This window comes from Streptomyces yaizuensis (assembly GCF_034961445.1).
Taxonomy (GTDB): Bacteria; Actinomycetota; Actinomycetes; order Streptomycetales; family Streptomycetaceae; genus Streptomyces; species Streptomyces yaizuensis.
The window spans coordinates 19,323-42,687 of record NZ_BSBI01000019.1 but is presented as its reverse complement, the minus strand read 5'-3'; the positions used below and the strand labels follow the sequence as shown (position 1 = coordinate 42,687).

Genomic DNA, 23,365 nt, shown 5'->3' with positions numbered 1-23,365 from the left:
GGCGGAGCGCGCCGCCCGGAATCCGGGGTGAGGACCGCTCAGGCGGCGGGCCGGCCCATCGCGCGGTAGGTCCAGCCGGCCTCGCGCCACTTGACCGGGTCCAGGGCGTTCCGCCCGTCCAGCATGATCCGGGCGGCGGTCTCCCGGCCCAGCTCCGCCGGGTCGAGGTCGCGGAACTCGCGCCACTCGGTCAGGTGCAGCACCACATCGGCGCCGCGTACGGCGTCCCGCGCCGAGTCCGCGTAGCCGAGGGTGGGGAAGAGCCGCCGGGCGTTGGCCATGGCCTTCGGGTCGTACACCGTCACCTGGCCGCCCTGGAGGTGGATCTGGCCGGCGACGTTGAGCGCGGGGGAGTCGCGGACGTCGTCCGAGTCGGGCTTGAAGGCCGCGCCGAGGACGGCGACCCGCTTGCCGAGGAAGGCGCCGCCGAGGGCCTCGCGGGCCAGCTCGACCATGTGGCCCCGGCGCCGCATGTTGATCGAGTCGACCTCCCGCAGGAAGGTCAGGGCCTGGTCGACGCCCAGCTCCCCGGCGCGGGCCATGAAGGCGCGGATGTCCTTCGGCAGACAGCCGCCGCCGAAGCCGATCCCGGCGCGCAGGAACTTGGCGCCGATGCGCTCGTCGTACCCGATGGCCTCGGCCAGCTTCTGCACATCGCCGCCGGCGGCCTCGCAGACCTCGGCCATCGCGTTGATGAAGGAGATCTTGGTGGCGAGGAAGGAGTTGGCGGAGGTCTTCACCAGCTCGGCGGTCGGGTAGTCGGTGACGACGAACGGGGTGCCCTCGCCGACCGGGGTCGCGTACACCTCCCGCAGCAGCTTCTCCGCCCGCTCGCTGGCCACGCCGACCACGATCCGGTCCGGGTGCAGGGTGTCCTCGACGGCGAAGCCCTCCCGCAGGAACTCCGGGTTCCAGGCCAGCTCCACCTCGCCGGGCGCCAGCTCCGCCACCAGCCGCGCCAGCCGGGCCGCGCTGCCGACCGGCACGGTCGACTTGCCGACGACGAGCGCGGGCCGGGTCAGCAGCGGGGCGAGCGAGGAGAAGGCGGCGTCCACGTAGGACATGTCGCAGGCGTACTCGCCGTGCTTCTGCGGCGTGTTCACACAGACGAAGTGGACGTCGCCGAACTCGGCGATCTCCTCCCACGACGTGGTGAAGCGGAGCCGGCCGGTGGAGCCTTCGAGACCGGCGACGTGCCGGGTCAGCAGCTCTTCGAGACCGGGTTCGTACATCGGCACCCGGCCCGTGGAGAGCAGTGCGATCTTCTCGGGCACCACATCGAGTCCCAGTACCTCGAAGCCCAGCTCCGCCATGGCCGCCGCGTGCGTGGCGCCGAGGTAGCCGGTGCCGATCACTGTGATCCTGAGGGCCATGACGTGCTCCAGACAGTGGCGCTGCGCGCCTGGGGTAGGGGGTGCGGGGGGCGCGGCCCCGAGCATAGTCGCGCGGGCGCGCGACACCGCGCCGGGCTGTCGCCAAGGTCACCTATGCCCGCCGGGGCCCCGAGCCCTAAACTTGGTTACTTAACGGTAGTTAGCGCTTCTGGGGAGTGAGTGACGTGGCTGGATCGACCGGTAACCCGGATTTTGACCTGTACCGCACGTCCGAGGAGCACGACGCGCTCCGGGACGTGATCCGGTCCCTGTCCGAGGCGAAGATCGCCCCGTTCGCCGCCGCCGTGGACGAGGAGGCCCGCTTCCCCCAGGAGGCGCTGGACGCCCTGGTCGCGAGCGACCTGCACGCGGTCCACGTCCCGGAGGAGTTCGGCGGCGCCGGCGCCGACGCCCTCGCCACGGTGATCGTGATCGAGGAGGTCGCCCGGGTCTGCGCGTCCTCCTCGCTGATCCCCGCCGTGAACAAGCTGGGCTCGCTCCCCGTGATCCTCTCCGGCTCCGCCGACCTGAAGAAGAAGTACCTGGGACCGCTCGCCAAGGGCGACGCGATGTTCTCGTACTGCCTCTCCGAGCCGGACGCGGGCTCGGACGCGGCCGGCATGAAGACCCGGGCGGTGCGCGACGGCGACCACTGGATCCTCAACGGCGTGAAGCGGTGGATCACCAACGCCGGCGTCTCCGAGTACTACACGGTGATGGCCGTCACCGACCCGGAGAAGCGCTCGAAGGGGATCTCGGCCTTCGTGGTCGAGAAGTCCGACGAGGGCGTCTCCTTCGGCGCCCCCGAGAAGAAGCTCGGCATCAAGGGCTCTCCGACCCGCGAGGTCTACCTCGACAACGTCCGCATCCCCGCCGACCGCATGATCGGCGAGGAGGGCACCGGCTTCGCCACCGCGATGAAGACCCTGGACCACACCCGCGTCACGATCGCGGCCCAGGCCCTCGGCATCGCGCAGGGCGCCCTGGACTACGCCAAGGGGTACGTCCAGGAGCGCAAGCAGTTCGGCAAGCCGATCGGGGACTTCCAGGGCGTCCAGTTCATGCTGGCCGACATGGCGATGAAGCTGGAGGCCGCCCGCCAGCTCACGTACGCGGCGGCCGCGAAGTCCGAGCGCGTCGAGGGCGACCTGACCTTCTTCGGCGCCGCCGCGAAGTGCTTCGCCTCCGACGCGGCCATGGAGATCACGACGGACGCGGTGCAGCTCCTGGGCGGCTACGGGTACACCCGCGACTACCCGCTGGAGCGCATGATGCGCGACGCGAAGATCACGCAGATCTACGAGGGCACGAACCAGATCCAGCGCATCGTGATGGCGCGGAACCTGCCGTAGCGGGGTTTCCGCAGGTCGCATAGACACCACGGCCCTCGGAATGACGCCGGGGGCCGTTCGTCTGGGCGGGGGCTCGTTGCCGAGTGGGCCCTCGTGCCTTCAGCCGGCCACCACCGCCCGCACCACCAGCGTTCCGATGTGCCCTGCCTCGGGTGCCGCCAGAACCTCGGCCTCGACATCCCGGAACCCGTTCCGCGCCAGCAGCCCGGCCCACCTGCGTGGCGTGTAGGAATAGCGGTAGACGTAGCACGCCTTCCCCGCGAAGCCCCCTTTGTACATGCCCTGCGGCCCATACGCCCCCGGAATCGCCGGTGGGTGGGAGAAGGCGAACACCCCACCGGGGTTGAGCCGCCGGGCGACCAGCGGCAGCAGCTTCTCCGGGTCGGTGAACCACGCCGCACCGAAGACCGAATAGATCGCGTCGTACGTCGCGGTGTTCTCCGCCAGATGCTCCAGCACCTCCGCGCAGACGAACTCCCCGCCCAGAGGTCCCCAGCGTTCGGCCAGCCGCCGCACCGCCACCGTTGACAGATCCACACCGGTGACCTTGACCCCGGACCGGAGCAGAAACGCCAGCGCCCGCCCGGTCCCGCAGCCGATCTCCAGAGCCGGTTCCGGCCCTCCGAGCAACTCCGGTCCGGGCCCGTGCCCCGCGTACTGCGTCCAGCAGAACACGGGGTCGCCGTCCACGGCCTTCTCCTTGGTGCTCTCCGCGAAGGCGTCCCAGAGTTCGCGCTCGTCCTCGATGTTGTGGCGTGCGGGCAACGTGCTTCCTTCGCGTCGGTACGGGTACGAGAGCGCCCCGCCGCCGGGGCGGGGCGCCCGGTGCTGTGTCAGTGGCTGTCGGGGACCTTGTCGTCGCACGGTGAGCAGTCGGACTCGTCCGCCGCCCACAGCTCCTCATCGACGGTGAACCCGTTTCGGCGCAGCAGTTCGGCAGTGCGCATCACGGTTCCGTCCTTGCGGCGCTCGATCAGCGGCGCGTGGTGCTTGTAGCGGCCGCCGTTGTATTCCTCGCAGAACGCGAAGTACAGCGGCGTGTCGAGGATCAGCTGATGGACTCCGATGTCCACGGTCCTGCCGACACCCATGTCCACGCCGGGGCTCTCCATGGCGGTGATCAGATACGCGATGCCCTGCCCGAGCACGCGCTCGGCGAGGCTGGGGACGGCCACGCTGTCCCGCAGCAGGAGCCGCACTTCCCGCTCCCACAGATCCTTGACACCGACGTCACTGACCAAGTGCGGGACGCGTTCCTGTAACGCGTTGAGGATGATGCGCGGATCGCGGATCCGCGTCTCGACGGCTGCGCTCATCAGGTGTCTCCTCCTGCTGCGGTCGAGCGGTCATGGAAGGACTGTAGGAAGTGGTGTGGCCGTACCGCCACGCTCTTGCATGAGCTTGCACACGAGCTAGCCGAGGAAGGTGATCGCGTCCGAGATCAGGGCTCGGGCGGCGGCACCGTGGACCGCGATCCCGGACAGCTCGGAGAACGCTTGCGCATACGTGGCGATTTCGCTCGGGGCTGTCACGTTCACAGCGGCAGTGAGCAGTTCGACGCTCGCCTGGCTGCTGTCGAACAGGTAGAACGCCTCCAAGGGCCAGATATGACGCCGAGCCGTGAAGGGAATCACCCCGAGGCTCACATTCGGCAAGGCCATGACCGCCAGGAGATACCCGAGCTGTCCCGCCATGGTCGCGTCGTCCCCGACGCGGTAACGGAGCACGGTTTCCTCCAGGAGCAGAGCGAACCGGTGGTCACCCTCATGGAGAACGTGAGAACGCTCGATCCGGGACGCGGCCGCCGTCACCGAGTCGTCCGGCGTTCCCTGGAACGCCGCGATGCTGGAGAGCAGGGCGGTCGCGTACGCCTCGGTCTGAAGCATTCCGGGTATGACGTTCGAGCAGTACACGCGGAAGTGACGGGTTCGCTCGTACAGGGGGACGACTTCCTCCTGAGCCCGGCGCATCCCGTGCCGGTGGAGCTTCTGCCAGTGGACGTACATGTGCTCGGCCTGGCGGTTCGCCGCGATCAGATCGTCCGTCTGGTCCTCGGCGCCGCAGGCTGTGCACCACGCACGGATATCGGCGTCGGACGCGGGAGTTTTGGCCCGCTCGATGCGTGAGGACTTGGACGGGCTCCAGCCGCAGCGAAGAGCCAGCTCATGCCCGGTCAGCTCGGCTTCCCTGCGGAGGAGCCCGAGACGGGTGGCGATGGCTTCACGGGCTGCCTGGGCGCTGGACGAGGGTGACGCGGACATGAGTGGGCTCTTCGTGATTCCTCAGGTCAGACCGAGTACTTGTCGTGCGGGACGCCTCGGTCCCAAACCGTCTCGAAGGCAGCGGACGCCAGGCGGGCCACCGCCGGCTCGGACCGGACCTCCCAGCCGGGCTCGGACCAGTCGCCCTCCCCGGTGAAGTGATTGAAGAGCACGATCTCTCCGTCGAAGATCCAGCAGTCGTTCCCAGGAAGCGCGATGTCCGAGGCCCGGCGGCGCGGAAGCCAGCGGACCTGCTCCCCGGCGTGAATGTTGACCACGGTGCCCGCGTGCTCGTAGCGGATGTAGTCCGTGACCGGCTCGGACACCACACGCGCACGGCGGACGACCACCCCCCGCGCCACGGTGGCACGAATCAGATCGACCCACGGTGCCCAGTAGGCGGAGGTGGGGGTCACGTCCCGCTGCCCGGTGCGCTTCCAGTTCTCGAAGTCCTCGGCCTCGTCACCCACGCCGTAGGAGTCGCGCATTTCCAGGTGGACCGCTGAGTGCCGGGCCGCCGCCAGCAGTTCGTCAAAGCTCGGTTCCTTCTGCGACATCGCACGCCTTCCCCAGTACCGGCACCATGCGTGCCGGAATCCGGATCACGGCCTCGTGCGGCGGGATTCCCGGAGCATGCCCGGGGAACTCGAACGCCGCGCACTCGGCGTCCAGCTTCGCGTCCGGCTTCCAGCCCTGAAGCAGCAGTTCCTGCTTCTCCTCGTCCACCCAGACGGTGGGGGATCCCTGCTGCCCCGTGTCCGGATCAATCCCGATGAACCGTAGTGCCATGGCTGCCTCCGGTGTCGAGGTGCTTGCGCCGACTTGCACGAGCGTCGTACTGACAGCAAGCAGCGTCAAGAGGCCGGGCAGCATTCTCAACGAGAGATGGCCGGCCGGGCGGGGGCTGCACGGGCCCGGCAGCACCCTGCTGCCCGGGGTCAGACGCCCAGGCTCCGCACATAGTCCGGGAAGGGTACGGCATGCGCCAGCGCGCTCCGCTGCCACTCCAGGTAGGGGGCAGGATCGCCCTCATGGGCCTCGCGGTTGATCTGGGTGCCGTCCGGCCGGAAGTTCAGATGGGCGACACGGACACCGTCGAACAGCCACCAGTCCCGCCCGGAGAGCGGCAGCCCGTGGTCCTCCTCGGTCACGTCCAGTACGCGGATGTCCTCCCCGGCCGCGATGTTGCCGGGGATGCCCCACGCGAACTGGTACCGCTGATAGTCGGTGAGCGGCCGGCGCACGACCCGGACCCGGCCGACGCGCCTGCCGGATGCGACATACCCGCGTACCCGCTCATGCCAGCGGGCATTGTGCCCTGCGGGCTTGTCCTCGCCCCGCAGGAAACGGGCGACGTTCTCCTGTTCCCTGGGCATCGTGTAGGTGGGCTGCGCCTCGAACCGCCACGCTTCCCGCTCGAAGGCATCGAAGAACCTGCGCCAGTCCTCGCCGTCCAAGACCACGGACGACCTCCTTCAGATGTCGGAAGATGCTCGGGGATCCTCACCGGGCCCGTTCAGGCCCCTGCATTGTCGCGTACGGCCCTGATCAGAAGCGTGCCGATCGTGCGCTTGTCCCGAACCGGGGCCGGCAGGACCGCCGTCGTCACGGCGGTGAAGCCGTACTCCCCGAGAAGGGCCGCCCAGACGCCGGGCTCGTAGTCCCAGCGCTTGACGATCGCCGGGTCCTCGTCCGGGCCGCGCGGGATGTAGGACGCCTGACAGCCGTAGCAGCCCTGGACCGGAGGACGCTGGGACAGGGCGAACACACCACCGGGCCGAAGACTCGCGTGCACGGCGGGGAGCAACAGACCCGGATCGCAGAACCAGGCCGCGCCGAACACGCTGTAGACGGCGTCGAAGGTGGTGCCCGCCACCGTCATGAAGTCGAGGGCACCGCCCTGGTGCAGTTCCATGCCGGGTGCATCGCCCCACCGGTCGCGGGCCTTCCGGAGCTGCTGGGACGACAGGTCCACCCCCACCGGCTTCATGCCCAGCGCGGCGAGATGAGCCAGGTTTCCGCCGGAGCCGCACCCGAGGTCCAGTGCTGATTCCCCGGGCTTGAGGGAGAGCACTTCAGCGCCGGGCCCGTGGTCGGCGTACTGGGTCCAGTTGAACCACGTCGTCTCGCCGCGACTGTTCGTCCGCCGTCGCTGCTCCTTCGTCGCGGAGTACACATCCCATGCGGCACTTTCCGTCTCCGACACGTCTCGATCCTTTTGCTGGTGCGGACAGCCGCCCGGCTCGGGGCCGGGCGGCAGATGGGCCAAGGCTCCTTGCCGAGTGGACTACCGGAGTGGACAGTCCACCTCCGGCAGGGCTCGATTCGGGGAGCATCCCACCAGTGCCAGGGACAGGAACGAGGGCCGTTCGAGGTAGAAGCCGTGGGCCACGTCCCCGCCCCACCCCAGCCGTTCAGCGGCGGAGCCGACCAGCATCGCCAGCCGGGTGCTGTCACGATCCGACACGGAGGCGAACCGAGGCGCGTACCCGATGAGCTGTTCCCCGAGCCATTGCGCTGCTTCCTTCGGCTCGTCCCAGGTGTCGCGCACCAGCTCCCTCGGCTTGATGAGCCAGTACGCCGTTTCGAGTGGCGGCAGGTCCACGACGGGGAACTCCGCCTTCACCTCCTTGTAGCGCTGGACCAGATCCGTCCTGCCGTCGGCGGGAGGTGGACTGGGGTACGGAGGCCGCCGCAGTGCCTCATCATCGAACCGCTGCTTCGGGCCGGTCCACACATACCCATGGTGGTGCAATTGTCATCCCGTTCGCCGCAGAAGGAATGGATGAGCGTCCTACCGGCCCCCGCCTTCAGGAAATCGGGCCGGAGCCGGAAGAACACAGGGAATGGGTGTCAGGCGGACAGGCCGAAACGCGCCGGGTCGATACCGGCTGCCTCCAGTTCGGCGGTGGTGAACCTCAGCGGCTCGCCGTCGGGCCGCTTGCTGTCACCGATGGCCCAGGCGTTCGGGCCGATCCTGGCGAGCATCGCGCAGGATTCGCCGTCCGGGTGGGTGTTTCCCCCGCACGCCTTCGTGAACACCACGCCCTCGATGTCGAGCGTGTACAGGTCGGTTCCGTTCTGCATCGGCACGCCTTCCTGATCTCTTGACGGCCACAGGTGCGGCCGTTCCCGCCATGAACGGGACTTTAGAAACCAGGAGCCAGACAGAAAGTGAATATTCTCGATTATTCTCACGATTCGCTTGGAGATGCCTCGACATTCACCAGTGGCTCCCGACACCCTGTCTCTCGTTGTTCGACTCGGGAGAGGTGATCGAGCATGGCGCGCAGACTCCGCTTCAACGGCACGGGGTCAGGGGAAGGAGGGTGTCCGGCGGTCCACGAAGACCTGGACTCAGGCGAGGTGATCGTGCACGGTCAGCCTCTGACGGATCCGGAGGACGTGGGCCGGCTTCGTCACCTGAGTGAGGGCGAAGTCGCCGTCGTCGTACCGCGAGACTTGTTGGTGGACTGGACCCCGAAGGACAGGACCCGGCAAGTACGCGTTGTCGATCTCGACGCGTTCGGCAAGCTCTTCGAGAACTTCGAGCACACGGCATGGCGGCTGGAGACCCGGCGCAGGTACGCGTCCGACGAGAACAGCGATACGTATGACCAGTTCCTCCGTGGCGAGCGCCCGCTGTGGGACCTGGACACGTCATGGGCGCGAAGCATCAAGGCGAAGACCGCAGGCGGAGCGAGTGTCGGCCGGGTCCGGATCGTTGACACACCGCCCACTGACGGACAGCGTTACCTCACGGCGCACGCGGAGAAGAACCAAGCCCTCGGGGAGGACATTCGGAACCTGTCGCGTACGCACGCCGAAGCTCTTCAGCTCCCCTCGGAGGACTTCTGGCTGTTCGACAGTCGGCTCGTGGCGCTGCTGCGGTTTGACGGCGACGACGACCTCGTGGACGTGGAGCTGATCACCGAACCTTCCGAGGTCGTCCGGTACGCCATGGTCCGTGACGCGGCGTGGCATCAGGCCGTGCCGTTCCAAGAGTTCGCAGCAGAGCTGAACGAGTAGACAGATCGGGTACCGGTGAGCACGGACTACCAGAGGGCGCGTGAGGATCTGGGGCGGAGGCTGCGAGAGCTGCGCTCCGAGAGCCCGAACGGCCGTCTCACCGGTATTTCTTTGGCGCGCCAGCTCGGCTGGCCCCAGTCGAAGATCAGCAAACTGGAGAACGGTCGCCAGACCCCCACTGCGGAAGACCTCCGGGCGTGGGTCGACGCCACGGGACATCCAGAGGCGTACGAGGAACTCCACGGCCGATTGCAGGGCTTTGAATCCCACATCAGGTCCTGGCGCCGACAGCTGGCGAAGGGCCACCGTCCCGTGCAGGAGACGTGGAGCACGGTCACCGACGGGGCCCGGGAACTGCACGTGTGGGATTCGTTCCTCGTGAACGGCCTCCTACAGACCCCGGACTACGCCCGCGCCGTCTTCGAGCACTACTCCACCCTCCAGAACTCACCCCGAGACACCGAGGACGCGGTACGGGCCCGGATGAAACGGCAGGAGTGGCTGTACCGCTCGGGCAACCGTCTGCACCTCCTGTTGTGGGAGGGAGTACTGCGAGCACAGGTGTGTTCCCCGGACGTTCTGGCGGCGCAGCTGGATCGCTTGACAGGCGCGGTGGGCATGGACACCGTCCGACTCGGGATCGTGCCCCTGAACGCCGCTCTGCGGGTTCCCCCTGCCAACGCGTTCTGGATCTTCGATGACCGCCTGGTGATCACCGAGGATTGGCACGCCGAACTCTGGCTGGACGACGCCGATACGGTCGCCCTGTACCGCCGCGTGTGGGACACGCTGTACGAGTCCGCCGTCTTCGGCGTCGACGCCCAGCGCCTGATCACCGTGGCACGTCGCACGCTCACCGCGTAGGGGCGCTGGCGTTGTGCGAGGGGTGCCCGGCCGGAGGGGATCCGGCCGGGCGGGGGCCGCGTGGGCCCGGGTCAGGCTCCGGGCAGTCGGTTGTCCTTGACGGCGGAGACGAAGGCGGACCAGGCGCCGGTCCGGAAGGTCATCGCCGGGCCGTCGGCGGTCTTGCTGTCACGTACGGGGACGGTGCCGTGCACTGCGTATGCGGGTGCCCACTCGACGCACTGTCCGCCGGACGACCCGCTGTACGAGGACTTGATCCACAAGGTGTCGCGGTGGGCCTGTTCCGCAGTCATGGTCTGAACTCCTTGTGCACCGACGTGATCAGGGCCCTTGAATCATCGGGGGGGAGAGCGTGTGCCCGCAACCGGTCATAGTTTTCGAGCGCGATCCTCACACTCGACTCGGATCGGTAGAGCCGTCCACCGTGCGGAACGTCGTCGACATACAGCGCTGTTGACTCATCGGCGAAGGCGAGGAGAGTGAATGCCAGCGTGTGCGAACCGGCGGCACCGGCTGCGAAAGGGATCACCTGGATGTCGACGCCGGGTGTTTCCGACATGTGCAGCAAGTGTTCGAGCTGATCGGCCATGACAGACCGCCCACCCACCAGCGTCCGCAGGCAGGACTCGTGCAGCACCACCCAGAGTGTCGGCGGGTCCTCCTGCTCCAGGATCTGACGCCGTCTGACCCTCGCTGCCACTCTGCCGGTGATCAGGTCGGCTGCTTCCCTGGGGTGCCCTGCGCGGAAGACGGCGCGCGCGTAGTCCTCGGTCTGCAACATCCCCATGATGCTCGTCGTGGAGAAGTCCAGGATGCTAGCCGCCTTCCGCTCCAGCTCAAGGTACGGAAGGAACCACGAGGGGTGATCCCCCTCCTCGACACGGCGGAGCAGGCGCAGGAAGAGCCCGTGCGTTCCGAAGGCCAGGTCGCAGCCCCGGGCGAATTTCTCGCTCGGCATCAGTGTGCCGGCTTCCACCTTGCTCACGTATCCGTCCGAGTACTGGACCGCCTTACCGAGCTGCCGCTGAGTGATCTTGCGGCCCTTGCGTACCTCGCGAACCTCTCGACCGAAGCGTTCGAGGGGATTCAAACCCTCGGGAAATGCCTCGCCGCTCATGTGCTTGACCTCCGGGGACATCCCTTTGAGCAGGGAAGATGCAGCGCCCTGAATCTGAACAAGCCGATTCAAGTGCTGCGAGCATAGGCCGAGTTGTGGTCATCTGGGCGTCGACAGCAATCACGTAACCCGAAGGAGGTGAAGTTTCGTGATTCCCCCGAACTACCGTACGCACGAGACCGATCCGCAGCCGCAGCCGCTGCGGCACGAGTCCGAGGCCGCCTGGACCGTGAACCGAACGCTCGGTGGCCGGGTCGATCTGGTCGACTTCCATGACGGCGAGGCCGCCCAGGTCTACGTCCCGCTCACCGTCTCCGACGGCAGCATGGGCCGGGCGACCGGCCTCTACCTCGCCCCCTACGAGGCCGAAGTCCTCGCCGCCGAGCTGATCGCCGCCCTGCGTGCCGCGAACGAGAGGCGCAAGCCGCGCGCGTTCCGCCGGAACCAGGCCGAGGACCGGGGCGGAGAGCAGGAGTGAGCGCAAGACGCCGGCTCCGGCGCTGCACCGCCACGCTCTACGTGCTCGTCTACCTCGGCTCCGTCGCGCTGCTGCTCACCAGCGTGGTGCGGCCCCGCCTGTACGACTCCCTCGCGCAGGCGCTCTGAAAGCCCCCGGTCCGCGATCGACCCCCGCACAGCGGACCGGGCTCCCGCCCCGGCCGGGCCCACGCCTCCCCGGCCGGGGCACCCCTCACGCGTCAGGCGGCGTCCAGCAGGACGCGGGCCGCCGCCTTCGCCTGGGCGGCCGGTTCCGGGGTGCCGTTGATGCCCGCCGTCGCCATCGCGCCGTTCGCCAGGATGGCCAGCTGGTCGGCCAGGACCGCCGGCGCGCCCAGTTCGGCGACGAGCGCGGCGAAGTGGTCCCGTACCGCCGTCTTGTGGGTGCGGGCGATGTCCGCGACGGCCGCCGAGACGCCGCCGATCTCGCCGTACGCGTTGATGAAGGCGCAGCCCCGGAAGTCCGGCTCGGCGAACCACTCGCCGAGGTAGTCGAAGACCGCGAGGACCCGCTCGTACGGGGTCGTCGCGTGTGCGGCGGCGTAGGACGTGATCGCGGCGCGGACCTCGGCGTCGCGGCGGCGCAGGACCGCTTCGAGGAGGGCGTCCTTGGACGGGAAGACCTGGTAGAGCCGCTTGAGGGAGACGCCGGACGCGGTGCGGATCGCGTCCATGCCCACCGCCTGGACCCCGCGCTCGTTGAACAGCGACTGCGCCGCCTCCAGCACGCGCAGCTCGGCCGTTTCCGTGTCCATGACGCTCACTCCCACTCTCGCCTTGCTGGAGAACCAGCGTTCTTGTACTGTACAGGGCAAGAGGAGAACGAGCGTTCTCCGCTGGCTCAAGGGGGTCCCATGTCCACCGACACCACCGTCCCCACCCGGTTCCGCACCGCGAACATCGACGGCCTCGACGTCTTCTACCGCGAGGCCGGTGACCCGGAGCGGCCCACGCTCGTCCTGCTGCACGGCTTCCCGACCAGCAGCCACATGTACCGGGGGCTGATCGCCGACCTCGCCGACGAGTACCACCTGATCGCCCCCGACCACATCGGATTCGGCGCCTCCGCCGCCCCGCCCGCCGACACCTTCCCGTACGGCTTCGAGAAGCTCACCGAGATCACCCTCAAGCTGCTCGACCGGATCGGCGTCGACCGGTTCGCGCTCTACGTGCAGGACTACGGGGCGCCGATCGGGCTGCGGATCGCCGCCCGCCACCCGGAGCGCGTCACCGGGATCGTCACCCAGAGCGGCAACGCCTACACCGAGGGCTTCACCCCCTTCTGGGACCTGCTCTTCGCCCACGCCAAGGACCGCGCGGCCCACGAGAGCGCGGTACGGGAGCTGCTGACCCCGGCCGCCACCCGCTGGCAGTACACCCACGGCGTGCCCGCCGACCGGCTGGAGCTGATCGCGCCCGAGACCTGGCTGCTGGACCAGGCCGGACTTGAACGGCCGGGCAATGACGCGATCCAGCTCCAGCTTTTCTGGGACTACCAGTTCAACCTGGACGCCTACCCGGCGTTCCACGCGTACTTCCGTGCCCACCGGCCGCCGCTGCTCGCCGTCTGGGGGCGGAACGACGAGATCTTCGGGCCCGCCGGCGCCGAGGCGTTCGCCCGGGACCTGCCGGACGCGGAGATCCATCTGCTCGACGCCGGGCACTTCGCTCTGGAGACCCACGGGGCCGAGATCGCCGCCCTGGTGCGGGACTTCCTGCGCCGGGCGGCGTGACGCGACCGGGCCCGTACCCCCTGGATCGGGTACGGGCCCGTACAGCAGACCTGCGGCCGGTCAGTTGCTCTCGACCGTCACCTTCTCGTCGTTCTGGATCTGCTTCACGATCTCGGCCACCTTCGCCTTGTCCCAGACCAGGTTCCCGCCCCGGCTGCCCGAGATCGGTATGTTCATGGACTTTCCGTCACCGCCGGTGATGCCCTTCATCGCGAAGAACATCTGGCTCAGGTCCCACAGCGACATGTCCTTGTCCACGACCAGCGTGTCCAGCCCCGCGCCCATCACCGGATACAGCTTGAACGGGTTGAGGATCGTCCCCGGCGTCGCCGTCTGGTTCGCGAGGGCCGACAGGAACTTCTGCTGGTTCTTCGTCCGCGCCAGGTCCGACTCGGCGAAGGCGTACCGGGTCCGGACGAACGCCAGCGCCTGTTCGCCGTCCAGCGTCTGCTTGCCCGCCTGGAAGTCCGCGCCGGACTTCTTGTCCTTGAACGCCTTCGGGATGTCCATCTCCACCCCGCCGATCGCGTCCACGACGCTCGCGAAGCCGGCGAAGCCGATCTCGGCGTAGTGGTCGATCCGCAGATGGGTGTTGTGCTCGACCGTGCGCACCAGCAGCTCGGGGCCGTCCTCCGCATACGCGGCGTTCAACTTGACCCGGCGGCCCTGGGCCGGAAAGAGCTTGCCGGACTCCGAGCCCTTGAACGAGGGGATCTCCACGTCCGAGTCGCGCGGCAGGGAGATCATCGTGGCCCCGCCGCCGCAGTCCGCGAGGATCATCATCGAGTCGGTGCGCTTGCCCCCGGCCGAACCGGTGCGCAGCCGCTTCTTCTCCTCGGCGGACATGCCCTTGCGGCTGTCGGAGCCGACGATCAGATACGTGGTGCAGTCGTCCTCGCGCGGGCGCTCGATGACCTTGGAGAGATCGACCTCGCGGCGGACCTTCCCGTCCGCCCAGAAGTACGTCGCGACCGAGACCACGAAGATCGTGGAGGCCAGGACGATCGAACCGATCTTGATCCGGCGGCGCCAGTCCGGGGCCGGGCCCGGCGGGCGCGCGGGGCCCGAGGGGGACCGTCCGCCGCCGCCCGGGCCGCGAGGCGGCTGCTGTCCCTGATGGCCGCCCCGGTCGGCGGGGGCGCCGTAGACCTGGCCCGTGTTGTAGCCGCTGTCGTACGGAGGCTCGTAACCGCTGCCCTGGCCGGGCCGGCCCTGGTGGCCGCCCCGGGCGTCGTACCCCTCGTAACCGCCCTGGTCCCCGTCGTCGAAGTACTCCGGGAACTCGGAGGTCTCGCCCCCCGGGTGCTGCCCGTAGGGGGGCGGTCCCTGCGGCGGGTACGGAGGCTGCCCCTGCGGCGGGTACGGGCGCTGTCCCGGCACCGGCCGCCGCACGTGCGGCATCGCGCGGGGACCCTCCGGCTCAGGGGCCTGGCCGCCGCGTCCGTATCCATTGGGCCACTCGTTCATGACGCTCAGTGTGCCGGGTCACAGCATGTCCCCGACAGGGCGGGTGGGAAATCGGGCCCGCCCTGTAGCGAAGCTGATGCAATGCCCCGGTCATGGGCCAGGTCATGGGCCCCGGACCGGCACGGGCGCCCCGGACCGGCATGGGTGCATTCGCCACCCACCTACAGTGGAGGGCATGACTGATCAGGACCGGCGGCCGGAGCCGGCGATCGAGGGCAAGCCCACGTCCGCCTCCCGCACCACGCTCAGCACCATCATGACCGGCAGCGACACCAACCTCCTCGGGACGGTGCACGGTGGCGTGATCATGAAACTGGTGGACGACGCGGCGGGCGCGGTCGCGGGCCGGCACTCCGGCGGGCCCGCCGTCACCGCCTCCATGGACGAGATGGTCTTCCTGGAGCCGGTCCGGGTCGGCGACCTCGTCCATGTGCGTGCTCAATGCAACTGGACCGGGCGCAGTTCGATGGAGATCGGCGTCCGGGTCCTCGCCGAGCGCTGGAACGAGTCCACCCCCGCCCAGCAGGTCGGCTCCGCCTATCTGGTCTTCGCCGCCGTCGACGAGGAGGGCCGGCCCCGGACCGTACCGCCCGTGGTCCCCGAGAGCGAGCGCGACAAGCGGCGCTACCAGGAGGCCCAGATCCGGCGTACGCACCGGCTGGCCCGCCGCCGTGCCATCAAGGAGCTGCGCGAGCAGCGCGCCGCCGAGGGCATCGAGGACTGACCGCCTTCACAGAAGTCACCGGGGGCAGATCACCTCGTCGCCCGTCACCGCGCCGAACTCCCCCTGGTACGCGTCCCGCGCCCGCACCGGCACCACCCCCGGCCAGTCCGCCCCGGCGATCACCCGCAGCATCGGCCCCTGCCCCGGCACCGCCCGGACCGGGCAGCCGTGCAGCGCCGTCGACAGGGCCCGCGCCGACCGGTCCCACCGGGGGTCGTACGTCACATGGGTCTCCTCGACACCGGTGCCGGCCGCGTTGAGCGGGGAGCGGGTGGTGGCGAACCCGGTCGCGCGCAGCGCCGCGTCGGCCGTGCGGCCGAGCCCGGCCCGGCCGGTGCCGTTGTAGACCTGCACCCGGATCCGCTGCGGTGAGACCTCCACCAGCCGCGCCCGCTTCTTCCCCTTCCCGAGCGGCGCCAGCGGCTTGTCCTCGCGGATCGTCCGGAAGAGCCGCTCGGCCTTCGCCGTGTCCCACTTCACCGTCGCGCCGATGCCGGGGACGGTCTCCAGCGCGCCGATCGGTACGGAGGTGAACTCCGACGACGCCGCCGAGAAGCCGCGCATCGCCCGCCCGAGCGCCAGCATCTCGTCGGATCCGAAGCCCTTGTCGGCCCGGACCGAACCGAGCACGGCCCCGGCCACGTCGCCGAACCGCACCGGGTTCAGGAGCACCCCGCTGCTGGTGGCCTGCTCGATGAGGGCGGCGACGAACTGCTGCTGGCGCCGCATCCGGCCGAGGTCGGCGGCCCCGTCGACATGCCGGGAGCGTACGTACTGGAGGGCCTCGCCGCCGCTCAGCCGATGGGTGCCGGCCGGCAGGTCGAGGCCGGTGTACCGGTCCTTCATCGGCCGGGCGGTGCAGATCTCCACCCCGCCGGCCGCGTCCACGGTCCGCATGAAGCTGGTGAAGTCGACTTCGAGATAGTGGTCGATCTTCACCTTGGTCATGTGCTCGACGGTGCGGACGGTCAGCGCGGGCCCGCCCTCGGCGTACGCGGCGTTCAGCTTCACCGGATGGGCCTTGTGGTGCCGTCCGGTGTTCTGGTCGGTGTGGCCGGGGACCTCGGCGTAGCTGTCGCGCGGCAGGCTCACCACGCTCGCCCGGCGGTGGTCGGCGGAGAGGTGCACCAGCATGATCGTGTCGGTGCAGTGGCAGGGGGCGCCGCCGAGGCGGTACTTCTCCTTCTCCTCCCTGCCGATCCGGTCCCGGCCGTCCGTGCCGACGATCAGCAGATTCATGCCGTGCCCGGCCTCGGGGCGGTTCTTCATGTCGCGGAACGGGTCCACCCGGCTGATCCCCGTGTCCAGGCTGGTCAGCGCCGCGTGCCCGATCGCTCCCGCGCCCAGGACCAGCATGGACAGCGCGGTGGCCACCCGCAGGCCCCAGCGGGGGCGGATGACCACCGGCGTCCTCGGCCCCGGGTTCGGCCGGGGCCGGGGCCGGGGGGCGGGCCCGGTCGGACGGCGGCGCGGGGACCTGGGCGGGGGCGGCATGGGCAAGAGGGGCACCTCGCGGGCAGGGCGACGGGACACAGATGTACGGGGACACGGGTCGGGTACGGGGGAACGGCGACAGAAGGTGGTGGCGAACGGGGGAACCCGCACACCGTAGGCCCATACGATCTGCTGCCCGCCCCATCGCACCGGCCGCCGCGCGTCCGTGTCCCCCGTTCGCGGTAACGTGGCGAACGATGAACGCCACGCCCGCTGTCTCCGTGATCATGCCGGTCCTCAATGAGGAGCGGCATCTGCGCAACTCGGTCCGTCACATCCTTGAGCAGGAGTACGACGGAGAGATGGAGGTGGTGATCGCGCTCGGGCCGTCCACGGACCGCACCGACGAGATCGCCGCCGAGCTGGTCCGGGAGGATCCCCGGGTCCACACCGTGCCCAATCCCACGGGCCGTACCCCGGCCGCGCTCAACGCCGCGCTCAACGCCTCGCGTCACCCGATCGTGGTACGCGTCGACGGCCACGGGATGCTCTCACCCGACTACATCGCCACCGCCGTGCGGCTCCTGGAGGAGACCGGCGCGCAGAACGTCGGCGGCATCATGCACGCCGAGGGCGAGAACGACTGGGAGCGCGCCGTCGCCGCCGCGATGACGTCGAAGATCGGCGTCGGGAACGCCGCCTTCCACACCGGGGGAGCGGCCGGTCCGGCCGAGACCGTGTATCTCGGTGTCTTCCGCCGGGAGGCGCTGGAGCGGCAGGGCGGCTACAACGAGGAGTTCATCCGCGCCCAGGACTGGGAGCTGAACTTCCGGATCCGTGAGGCGGGCGGGCTGATCTGGTTCTCGCCTGAGCTGAGGGTGAGCTACCGGCCCCGGCCCTCGGTGCGGGCGCTGGCGAAGCAGTACAAGGACTACGGCCGCTGGCGGCATGTGGTCGCCCGCTACCACCAGGGCTCGATCAACCTGCGCTATCTCGCCCCGCCGGTCGCGCTCTGCGCCATCGCGCTGGGCACGGTCGTCGGCGTGGTCCTCACGCCGCTGGGGCTGGTGATCCCCGGCGGGTATCTGGCGGCGATCGTCGCGGGCTCGGTCCCGGCGGGCCGGGGGCTCTCGCCGAAGGCCCGGCTCCGGATTCCGGTGGCGCTGGCGACCATGCATATGTCCTGGGGCTTCGGCTTCCTGACCAGCCCGCGCGCGCTGGCGCGCAAGGTGATCGCGAGCCGCCGCCCGGCGGTGACCGGTTCCGCCGCCTGACGGTTTCCCTGGAGCACCGCTCCCGGGCGGTTCGACGGAGACGCGCGGTACGGGGCCGGGGGCCCGCCCGCCTCCCGTACCGCCCCCGTACCGCGTCACGCCGTCAGCGCCGTGCCGTCAGCACCACCTGGGGAGCCAGGAGCCGGTCGTCCACCTGCGGGAGCGTGGCCAGGACATCGACTGCGTTCCCGCGAGCGGCGACGTTCCACGTCCGCAGCGGCGCGCCGCCGAGGGTCGCGGGAAGGTCCATCGACGTCCAGCGGCCCCCCGTGCGCCGGAGGACCGAGAACCCGCTCCGCCCCGCTCCGGCGAAGACCACCGGTTCACCCTCGCTGAGAGCCACCGAACTCAGCACGGGGGTCCCCTCGGGCAGCGCCACCTCGCTCCACCGCTTCCCGTCGTACCGCAGGACGAACCCGAAGCGGCCGCCGCCCGGCGGACGGGTCTGCCCCACCGCCCACGCCGTGCCGTCGGGCGCGGTGACGACCGCCTCCAGCCAGGCCGGTGCGTCACCGACCGGGGGGAGGGCGGCCTTCTTCCAGCGGGAACCGTCGAAGCGCAGCGCCAGCGGCTTCGTCTCCTTGGCGGTGGAGATGCCGCCGACGGCCCACACATCCCTGCGGCCGCCCGCCGACACGCCGTTCACCTCGAAGCCGCCCCCGGGGCCCTCGCCCAGGTCCGGGAGGTCCGCCTGCCGCCACTTCGTCCCGTTCCAGTGCTGGAGGAGCGGCCGGTCGGGCAGGCCGGCGGAGGGCGGGGCCGCCGTCCAGCCGGTGGCCCACGCGTTGTGGGAGTCCAGGTGGTCGACGGAGAGGAATCCGGCGTTGCGGGTGCCCTCCGGGACGGGGACCAGCGCGGTCCGCCACTTCCTGCCGTTCCAGTGCTGGGTGACGATGCCCCCGAGGCTCTCGGCGTAGTCGCCGACGACGAGCCCGTCCCGTGGCGAGGAGGCGTCGACGGCGTTGAACCGCACATGGTCCCCGGCCGGTACCGGCGCAGTCGCCAGCCTCTTCCAGCCGGTGTCGTACCAGCCGGTGCCGTTCCAGCCGGTGTTGTTCCTTCCCGCGCCCTTCCTTCCCGCGCCCTTCCGTCCGGTGTCCTTCCGTTCGTTCCGCTCCCACATCGCCGGGGCGAAGCCGACGAGCCCGCCGTTCGCGTCGCGGACGGCCGTCATGCCCGCCGCCCATACGGTGTGGCCGCCGGGGCGGACGGAGTCCGTCATCACCGAGTCGTCCGGGAGCACCGGCGAGGCGCTCCAGGCGGGGCCGGGTCCTTTCCCCGGTGGGGTCGAGGGGGCGGCGGACCCGGAGGCAGAGGTCGTGGTCGCGGCGGTCGCGAGCGCGACCACCGCGACGAGCGCGGTTCGGGGGATACGGGTGCGGCTGCTGGTACGGACATCGCTCACTGCGTGCCTTCCGGCTCGGTCGGTTCCGTCGGCAGGGCGAGCCGGACCGCGAGCCGGACCGCGAGCCGGACCGTGTCCGGAGCGCACGGAGCCGGGCGCACCCTACGGCCGGGGATTGTCCGCCCGGCCGCCGCGGGTTCCCCGGATCACGTGATCAGGACCCGGGCCGCCTGTTCCCGTGGCCGTCAGGAGGCTGCCAGGGGGTCGCCAGGAGGCGGCAACGGTCACCAGGTGAAGCCCGGCTGGATGGGCATGCAGTCCTTCTTGTCGGCCCGTACCAGCGTCGAGGACTTCGGCGGCGCGTCGTCGGCGACGGGCTTCGGGAAGGCCGTGCCCAGCCGCCAGTCCGCGCCCACGGTGAGCTGGACCCCGGTGACCTCGGCCGACTTCTTCACGGACTTCAGCGGGATGCCGAGCGCCCTGGCCACCGCCTGCGCGTCGCCCTCCAGTTCCGCGTTGGAGTACAGGACGGCGGTCGTCTTCCGGGGGTCGGCCGTGGCGTCCGCGGCCGCGCGGGTGTAGCCCTTGGCCTGGAGCAGCCCGCTGACCTCGGCGGCCCGGCCCTTCTGCCGGAGCATGCCGTCGCCGTCGGTCCCGTTGCGCACCGACACCGCGATCTCGGCGGGCGCGGCGGCGGGGTCCCGGGAGACGGTCTCGGCGGGCTTCTTTTTCTTCTTGACGCCCTTGCCGTCCAGCGGGATGTCCTCACGGATCATCCGGAACAGCTGCTCCGCCTCCCCCGGCTTGGGGATGACCTTGCCGGTGAAGCCCGGCCGCGTCGAGTACTCGTTGGGCATCGTGAGCATCGTCATCCGCTCCGGCGGTACGCCCTTCAGCGCGTCGCCGATCTTCAGCAGATCGGTCACCGTGTCGATCCTGTCGTCCACGGTGAGCGCCCCGATGGCGGCCTCGGCCAGCTTGCGCAGCTTGTTGGGGTCGGTGAGCTTCGCTTCCTTGCGCAGCTGCCGGACCATCGAGCCCATGTACATGTGCTGGGCGCGGGCGCGGTAGAGGTCGGTGCCGTCGCCGAAGCCGTAGCGGGTGCGCAGCCACTTGAGCGCGTCCTCGCCCTTGACGATGTTGTCGCCCTTGGGCAGCTTGAGGCCGGAGCCCTCGCCGGTCCTGGTGCGGGAGTGGATGCTGTCCTGGACGCAGACCTCGACGCCGCCGATGGCGTCCGCCATGGAGACCACGCCCGTGAAGTCGAGCATCATGAAGTGGTCGATGGTGATGCCGGTCAGCTCGAACCAGGTGGCGACCGTGCAGCCGGCGCCACCCCGGCCCAGGGACTCGTTGGTCTGGATCCACGCGTTCGCGGGGTGGGTCCGGCCGGTCTTCGGGTCCGTGCACTCGGGGATGGTCAGCATCGTGTCGCGGGGCATGGTGACCACGGAGATGTTGGAGCGGTCCGCCGACAGGTGCACGAGCATCTGGACATCCGCGAGCGGTGCTTTGTCGAAGGTCTCCTTCGCCCCGCCCAGCTTCTGGTTCTCCTTGTTGTCCCGCGCGTCGGAACCGATGACCAGGATGTTCAGCGGGGTCTGGCCCGCGGCGTTCGCCTGGTGCCCCGGCATCTTCTGGCCGAGGTTCAGCCGGTCCTTCTTGATCTTGCTGTTGAGGTGTTCGTAGTAGAGGTAGCCGGCCGCGCCGGTGGCCAGGACGGCCACCGACAGGGCGAGGGCGATCCAGCGCAGGACCCGGCTCCTGCCCTTGCGGCCGCGCCGGGCGCCGCCCCGGGGGGCTCCCCGGCCCTTCGCCCGCCGGCTGCCGCCCGCGCCCGGGGGGTCCTGGCGTCCCCGGCCCCGGCCCGGGGGCCGGCCGCGGTCGGCCCGGCGGCCGGCGCGCGGCCCCGGCAGGGGAGCGGACTCCGCCGGACCCTCCGCCGGACCCCTCTCCCCGTGGTGGCCGGGTCCCGGGGAGCCGGGGAGGCCGTCGGGTATCCCCTCCCCGTGCACACTGCGCTGTCCCACCCGTGAATCCCCCTGTCAGATCCGCCGGGCGGCAGGCCGCGGCCGTATCACTTGGCGCACACCGTCTTGTCGGCCGTGGCCTTCTTCACGCCCTTCGGCGCCTTCGTCGGCGCGGCGATGGGTACCCCCGCCTCCGTGAAGTCGTCGCCGAGGGTGAGCGTCATCGCTTCCAGTCCCTGGGCGTCCTCGGTGCCCTGCTTCAGGGCCGCCGCCGGCAGCCCCATCAGATCCGCCAGCGTGCGGGCCTGCTCCACCTGGTTCGGCGCGAATTCGAGCCGCGTCTTGGCCAGCTTCTTGGGAGCGTTGCCCTCGTTGCTGGACTTGGTGATGTTCTGCGTGGTCTGGAGCCAGGTCAGGGTCTCCCCGGCGGCCCCGTTGGTGGAGCTGCCGTTGAAGACGCTGACCCGGACGTCGGACGCCTCGGCACGCGGCCCCTTGAGGAGGCCGGCCTGCTTCTTCTTGGCGTCCTTCTCCTTCTTCTTCACCTCGGTCAGCGAGACGTCCTCGCGGATCATCCGGAACAGCGGCGGCGCCTCGGCCTCGCTGAGGAGCACGGTCGCGCCGTCGCTGTTGTCGACGACGGGCACGGTCGTGAAGGTGATGTTCTTGGGGTTGACCCCCTTCAGCTCCATGGCCAGTTCCTGGAGCCGCTTGATGCTTCCTATCCTGGAGTCGACCGTGAGTGCCTTGGTCGCCGCCTCCGCCAGGTTGAACATCTTCGCCGGGTTGGTGAGCGTGTCCCCGGACAGCGTCTTGCGCATCATCGAGCTGAGGAACTGCTGCTGGATCTCGATGCGGCTCAGATCGCCGCCGTGGCCCACCGAGTGCCGGGTACGGACGAACGCGAGCGCGTCCTCACCCTTGAGGTTGTGCGTGCCCGCGGGGAGGTCGAGCTTGGAGTCCTTGTCGTTGATGGCCTTGCCGAGGCAGACCTCGACCCCGCCGACCGCCGTCGACATCGTCTTGACCGCGTTGAAGTCGGCCATCATGAAGTGGTCGATGGGGATGCCGGTCATCTCGGTGACCGTGCGCATGGCGCACCCCGGGTCGCGCCCCTCCTGGCCCAGGCTCTCGTTGAAGCGGGTGTCCGAACTGCCGGGGATCATCGTGCCGTCGGCGTTCTCGCAGTCCGGGATGTCGGTGATCAGATCGCGCGGGATCGACAGCGCGGTCGCGTTCGTCCGGTCCTCGGAGACATGGAAGAGGATCGTGGTGTCGGCGTGCCCGGCGCTGTCGCGGTCCCCGTAGGCCGTGTTGCCCGTGCCGGTGCGCTTGTCGGTGCCGAGGACCAGGATGTTGATGGCCCGGTCCTTGCTGAAGCCGCCGGTGCCCCCGCCCTTGACGTCCACCGTGTGGAGGTTGGAGTTCAGGCGGTCGTAGAGGTAGTACGCGCCGCCCGAGCCCGCGATCAGGACGAAGCCGAGCACTCCGCCGGTCCACTTGAGGGCCTTCTTCTTGCCGGACGGGGGCTGCTTGCGCTTGCGGCGGCTCGGGGGCGGCGGCGGGGTGCCACCGCCGTCCCGCCCGCCGTCCCGGCCGCTGTCACGCCCGCTGTCACGGCCTGCGGAGCGGTTCGCCGCCCGGCCGCCCGAGCGGTGGCCGCGCTGGGCGGGCACCTCGGCGGCCTGCTGCTGCTGCTGCCGGCCGGCCGCCCGACCGCCGGAGCGGGGCGCGGGAGGCCGGGGCGTCGGCGGGTCCACCGGCGCGTCGGCCGGACCGGGGCCCTGCGAGGGAACGGACGGTGTCTGCTGCGGTGCGGAGTGATCCAGTCGCAGCTCGTAGTTGCCGGTCTGCGGGTTGAAAACCCACTGGTCGGCGGGATCGACGTCGTCCGCCCGCCCACGGCTCTGCGCATCCACGGTTT

The 23,365-nt window shown here is 70.1% G+C and carries 26 protein-coding genes; 8 read left to right on the top strand and 18 right to left on the bottom strand.

Going from position 1 to position 23,365, the window contains the following annotated elements; translation table 11 throughout:
• Positions 1-38 precede the first annotated feature (38 nt).
• Entirely contained in the window at positions 39-1,373 is a 1,335-nt protein-coding gene (locus SYYSPA8_RS33575; RefSeq protein WP_323451210.1) for a UDP-glucose dehydrogenase family protein, read from the bottom strand.
• Between the two features lie 176 nt (positions 1,374-1,549).
• On the opposite strand from SYYSPA8_RS33575, the gene SYYSPA8_RS33570 reads away from it, so the two are divergent.
• Entirely contained in the window at positions 1,550-2,725 is a 1,176-nt protein-coding gene (locus tag SYYSPA8_RS33570) for an acyl-CoA dehydrogenase family protein (protein WP_323451209.1), read from the top strand.
• A 99-nt stretch (positions 2,726-2,824) separates the two neighbouring features.
• On the opposite strand, the gene SYYSPA8_RS33565 is transcribed toward SYYSPA8_RS33570, so the two are convergent.
• The 9 genes from SYYSPA8_RS33565 to SYYSPA8_RS33525 all read right to left on the bottom strand — a co-directional run bounded on the left by SYYSPA8_RS33565 (position 2,825) and on the right by SYYSPA8_RS33525 (position 8,073).
• Positions 2,825-3,490, bottom strand: a complete 666-nt coding sequence (locus SYYSPA8_RS33565; RefSeq protein ID WP_323451208.1) for a class I SAM-dependent DNA methyltransferase — start codon at positions 3,488-3,490, stop codon at positions 2,825-2,827.
• A gap of 68 nt (positions 3,491-3,558) precedes the next feature.
• Positions 3,559-4,041, bottom strand: coding sequence for a hypothetical protein (locus SYYSPA8_RS33560; RefSeq protein WP_323451207.1), 483 nt, complete (start codon positions 4,039-4,041; stop codon positions 3,559-3,561).
• Between the two features lie 96 nt (positions 4,042-4,137).
• Positions 4,138-4,986 carry a helix-turn-helix domain-containing protein gene (locus SYYSPA8_RS33555; protein WP_323451206.1) on the bottom strand — a complete coding sequence of 283 codons (849 nt, stop codon included), beginning with the start codon at positions 4,984-4,986 and terminating at the stop codon, positions 4,138-4,140.
• 26 nt (positions 4,987-5,012) lie between these two features.
• Positions 5,013-5,543, bottom strand: a complete 531-nt coding sequence (locus SYYSPA8_RS33550) for a DUF6879 family protein (RefSeq protein WP_323451205.1) — start codon at positions 5,541-5,543, stop codon at positions 5,013-5,015.
• The gene (locus tag SYYSPA8_RS33545; RefSeq protein ID WP_323451322.1) at positions 5,518-5,775 is read right to left on the bottom strand and encodes a hypothetical protein; all 258 of its coding nucleotides are present in this window, start codon (positions 5,773-5,775) and stop codon (positions 5,518-5,520) included. The genes SYYSPA8_RS33550 and SYYSPA8_RS33545 overlap by 26 nt, the downstream gene beginning before the upstream one ends.
• A 149-nt stretch (positions 5,776-5,924) precedes the next feature.
• Positions 5,925-6,449: a DUF6879 family protein gene (locus SYYSPA8_RS33540; RefSeq protein WP_323451204.1), complete on the bottom strand. Its 525-nt coding sequence runs from the start codon at positions 6,447-6,449 to the stop codon at positions 5,925-5,927.
• Between the two features lie 53 nt (positions 6,450-6,502).
• Positions 6,503-7,192 carry a class I SAM-dependent methyltransferase gene (locus SYYSPA8_RS33535; protein WP_323451203.1) on the bottom strand — a complete coding sequence of 230 codons (690 nt, stop codon included), beginning with the start codon at positions 7,190-7,192 and terminating at the stop codon, positions 6,503-6,505.
• 81 nt (positions 7,193-7,273) lie between these two features.
• Positions 7,274-7,741: a hypothetical protein gene (locus SYYSPA8_RS33530; RefSeq protein ID WP_323451202.1), complete on the bottom strand. Its 468-nt coding sequence runs from the start codon at positions 7,739-7,741 to the stop codon at positions 7,274-7,276.
• 98 nt (positions 7,742-7,839) lie between these two features.
• Positions 7,840-8,073 (bottom strand): DUF397 domain-containing protein, encoded by a 234-nt coding sequence (locus tag SYYSPA8_RS33525; protein WP_323451201.1) that lies wholly within the window; start codon positions 8,071-8,073, stop codon positions 7,840-7,842.
• A gap of 195 nt (positions 8,074-8,268) precedes the next feature.
• Here SYYSPA8_RS33525 and SYYSPA8_RS33520 point away from each other — a divergent pair, with 195 nt between their 5' ends.
• Both SYYSPA8_RS33520 and SYYSPA8_RS33515 read left to right on the top strand, forming a co-directional pair.
• Positions 8,269-9,015, top strand: coding sequence for a DUF6879 family protein (locus SYYSPA8_RS33520; RefSeq protein WP_323451200.1), 747 nt, complete (start codon positions 8,269-8,271; stop codon positions 9,013-9,015).
• Positions 9,016-9,030: 15 nt separating this feature from the next.
• A complete protein-coding gene (locus SYYSPA8_RS33515) occupies positions 9,031-9,879 on the top strand; it encodes a helix-turn-helix domain-containing protein (protein WP_323451199.1) in 849 nt (282 codons plus the stop codon).
• A 71-nt stretch (positions 9,880-9,950) separates the two neighbouring features.
• On the opposite strand, the gene SYYSPA8_RS33510 is transcribed toward SYYSPA8_RS33515, so the two are convergent.
• Both SYYSPA8_RS33510 and SYYSPA8_RS33505 read right to left on the bottom strand, forming a co-directional pair.
• The gene (locus SYYSPA8_RS33510; protein WP_323451198.1) at positions 9,951-10,172 is read right to left on the bottom strand and encodes a DUF397 domain-containing protein; all 222 of its coding nucleotides are present in this window, start codon (positions 10,170-10,172) and stop codon (positions 9,951-9,953) included.
• Positions 10,169-10,996, bottom strand: coding sequence for a helix-turn-helix domain-containing protein (locus tag SYYSPA8_RS33505; RefSeq protein WP_323451197.1), 828 nt, complete (start codon positions 10,994-10,996; stop codon positions 10,169-10,171). The genes SYYSPA8_RS33510 and SYYSPA8_RS33505 overlap by 4 nt, the downstream gene beginning before the upstream one ends.
• A gap of 148 nt (positions 10,997-11,144) precedes the next feature.
• On the opposite strand from SYYSPA8_RS33505, the gene SYYSPA8_RS33500 reads away from it, so the two are divergent.
• Complete coding sequence (locus SYYSPA8_RS33500; protein ID WP_323451196.1) at positions 11,145-11,474, top strand: hypothetical protein; 330 nt, start codon at positions 11,145-11,147, stop codon at positions 11,472-11,474.
• Positions 11,471-11,602, top strand: coding sequence for a hypothetical protein (locus tag SYYSPA8_RS33495; protein ID WP_323451195.1), 132 nt, complete (start codon positions 11,471-11,473; stop codon positions 11,600-11,602). The genes SYYSPA8_RS33500 and SYYSPA8_RS33495 overlap by 4 nt, the downstream gene beginning before the upstream one ends.
• Positions 11,603-11,694: 92 nt before the next feature.
• Here the strand turns inward: SYYSPA8_RS33495 and SYYSPA8_RS33490 are convergent, their stop codons facing one another.
• Positions 11,695-12,249 (bottom strand): TetR/AcrR family transcriptional regulator, encoded by a 555-nt coding sequence (locus SYYSPA8_RS33490; protein WP_323451194.1) that lies wholly within the window; start codon positions 12,247-12,249, stop codon positions 11,695-11,697.
• 99 nt (positions 12,250-12,348) lie between these two features.
• Here SYYSPA8_RS33490 and SYYSPA8_RS33485 point away from each other — a divergent pair, with 99 nt between their 5' ends.
• Positions 12,349-13,227, top strand: coding sequence for an alpha/beta fold hydrolase (locus SYYSPA8_RS33485; RefSeq protein ID WP_323451193.1), 879 nt, complete (start codon positions 12,349-12,351; stop codon positions 13,225-13,227).
• A 60-nt stretch (positions 13,228-13,287) separates the two neighbouring features.
• Here the strand turns inward: SYYSPA8_RS33485 and SYYSPA8_RS33480 are convergent, their stop codons facing one another.
• Positions 13,288-14,694, bottom strand: a complete 1,407-nt coding sequence (locus tag SYYSPA8_RS33480; RefSeq protein ID WP_323451192.1) for an LCP family protein — start codon at positions 14,692-14,694, stop codon at positions 13,288-13,290.
• A gap of 175 nt (positions 14,695-14,869) precedes the next feature.
• On the opposite strand from SYYSPA8_RS33480, the gene SYYSPA8_RS33475 reads away from it, so the two are divergent.
• Positions 14,870-15,418, top strand: a complete 549-nt coding sequence (locus SYYSPA8_RS33475; RefSeq protein WP_323451191.1) for an acyl-CoA thioesterase — start codon at positions 14,870-14,872, stop codon at positions 15,416-15,418.
• Between the two features lie 15 nt (positions 15,419-15,433).
• Here SYYSPA8_RS33475 and SYYSPA8_RS33470 read toward each other — a convergent pair whose 3' ends face one another.
• A complete protein-coding gene (locus SYYSPA8_RS33470; RefSeq protein ID WP_323451321.1) occupies positions 15,434-16,912 on the bottom strand; it encodes an LCP family protein in 1,479 nt (492 codons plus the stop codon).
• A 197-nt stretch (positions 16,913-17,109) separates the two neighbouring features.
• Here SYYSPA8_RS33470 and SYYSPA8_RS33465 point away from each other — a divergent pair, with 197 nt between their 5' ends.
• Positions 17,110-18,126: a glycosyltransferase family 2 protein gene (locus SYYSPA8_RS33465; RefSeq protein WP_323451190.1), complete on the top strand. Its 1,017-nt coding sequence runs from the start codon at positions 17,110-17,112 to the stop codon at positions 18,124-18,126.
• 103 nt (positions 18,127-18,229) lie between these two features.
• On the opposite strand, the gene SYYSPA8_RS33460 is transcribed toward SYYSPA8_RS33465, so the two are convergent.
• The 3 genes from SYYSPA8_RS33460 to SYYSPA8_RS33450 all read right to left on the bottom strand — a co-directional run bounded on the left by SYYSPA8_RS33460 (position 18,230) and on the right by SYYSPA8_RS33450 (position 23,360).
• On the bottom strand, positions 18,230-19,531 hold the full coding sequence (locus SYYSPA8_RS33460; protein ID WP_323451189.1) for a hypothetical protein: 1,302 nt from the start codon (positions 19,529-19,531) through the stop codon (positions 18,230-18,232).
• 224 nt (positions 19,532-19,755) lie between these two features.
• A complete protein-coding gene (locus SYYSPA8_RS33455; RefSeq protein WP_323451188.1) occupies positions 19,756-21,501 on the bottom strand; it encodes an LCP family protein in 1,746 nt (581 codons plus the stop codon).
• Between the two features lie 47 nt (positions 21,502-21,548).
• Entirely contained in the window at positions 21,549-23,360 is a 1,812-nt protein-coding gene (locus tag SYYSPA8_RS33450; protein WP_323451187.1) for an LCP family protein, read from the bottom strand.
• Positions 23,361-23,365: the final 5 nt, after the last annotated feature.

What these genes read in the sequence shown, in the direction of transcription:
- SYYSPA8_RS33575 (WP_323451210.1), bottom strand. Translation starts at nt 1,373, where the DNA reads ATGGCCCTCAGGATCACAGTGATCGGCACCGGCTACCTCGGCGCCACG.
- SYYSPA8_RS33560 (WP_323451207.1), bottom strand. Translation starts at nt 4,041, where the DNA reads ATGAGCGCAGCCGTCGAGACGCGGATCCGCGATCCGCGCATCATCCTC.
- SYYSPA8_RS33555 (WP_323451206.1), bottom strand. Translation starts at nt 4,986, where the DNA reads ATGTCCGCGTCACCCTCGTCCAGCGCCCAGGCAGCCCGTGAAGCCATC.
- SYYSPA8_RS33550 (WP_323451205.1), bottom strand. Translation starts at nt 5,543, where the DNA reads ATGTCGCAGAAGGAACCGAGCTTTGACGAACTGCTGGCGGCGGCCCGG.
- SYYSPA8_RS33545 (WP_323451322.1), bottom strand. Translation starts at nt 5,775, where the DNA reads ATGGCACTACGGTTCATCGGGATTGATCCGGACACGGGGCAGCAGGGA.
- SYYSPA8_RS33525 (WP_323451201.1), bottom strand. Translation starts at nt 8,073, where the DNA reads ATGCAGAACGGAACCGACCTGTACACGCTCGACATCGAGGGCGTGGTG.
- SYYSPA8_RS33520 (WP_323451200.1), top strand. Translation starts at nt 8,269, where the DNA reads ATGGCGCGCAGACTCCGCTTCAACGGCACGGGGTCAGGGGAAGGAGGG.
- SYYSPA8_RS33510 (WP_323451198.1), bottom strand. Translation starts at nt 10,172, where the DNA reads ATGACTGCGGAACAGGCCCACCGCGACACCTTGTGGATCAAGTCCTCG.
- SYYSPA8_RS33505 (WP_323451197.1), bottom strand. Translation starts at nt 10,996, where the DNA reads ATGAGCGGCGAGGCATTTCCCGAGGGTTTGAATCCCCTCGAACGCTTC.
- SYYSPA8_RS33490 (WP_323451194.1), bottom strand. Translation starts at nt 12,249, where the DNA reads ATGGACACGGAAACGGCCGAGCTGCGCGTGCTGGAGGCGGCGCAGTCG.
- SYYSPA8_RS33485 (WP_323451193.1), top strand. Translation starts at nt 12,349, where the DNA reads ATGTCCACCGACACCACCGTCCCCACCCGGTTCCGCACCGCGAACATC.
- SYYSPA8_RS33480 (WP_323451192.1), bottom strand. Translation starts at nt 14,694, where the DNA reads ATGAACGAGTGGCCCAATGGATACGGACGCGGCGGCCAGGCCCCTGAG.
- SYYSPA8_RS33475 (WP_323451191.1), top strand. Translation starts at nt 14,870, where the DNA reads ATGACTGATCAGGACCGGCGGCCGGAGCCGGCGATCGAGGGCAAGCCC.
- SYYSPA8_RS33470 (WP_323451321.1), bottom strand. Translation starts at nt 16,912, where the DNA reads ATGCCGCCCCCGCCCAGGTCCCCGCGCCGCCGTCCGACCGGGCCCGCC.
- SYYSPA8_RS33465 (WP_323451190.1), top strand. Translation starts at nt 17,110, where the DNA reads ATGAACGCCACGCCCGCTGTCTCCGTGATCATGCCGGTCCTCAATGAG.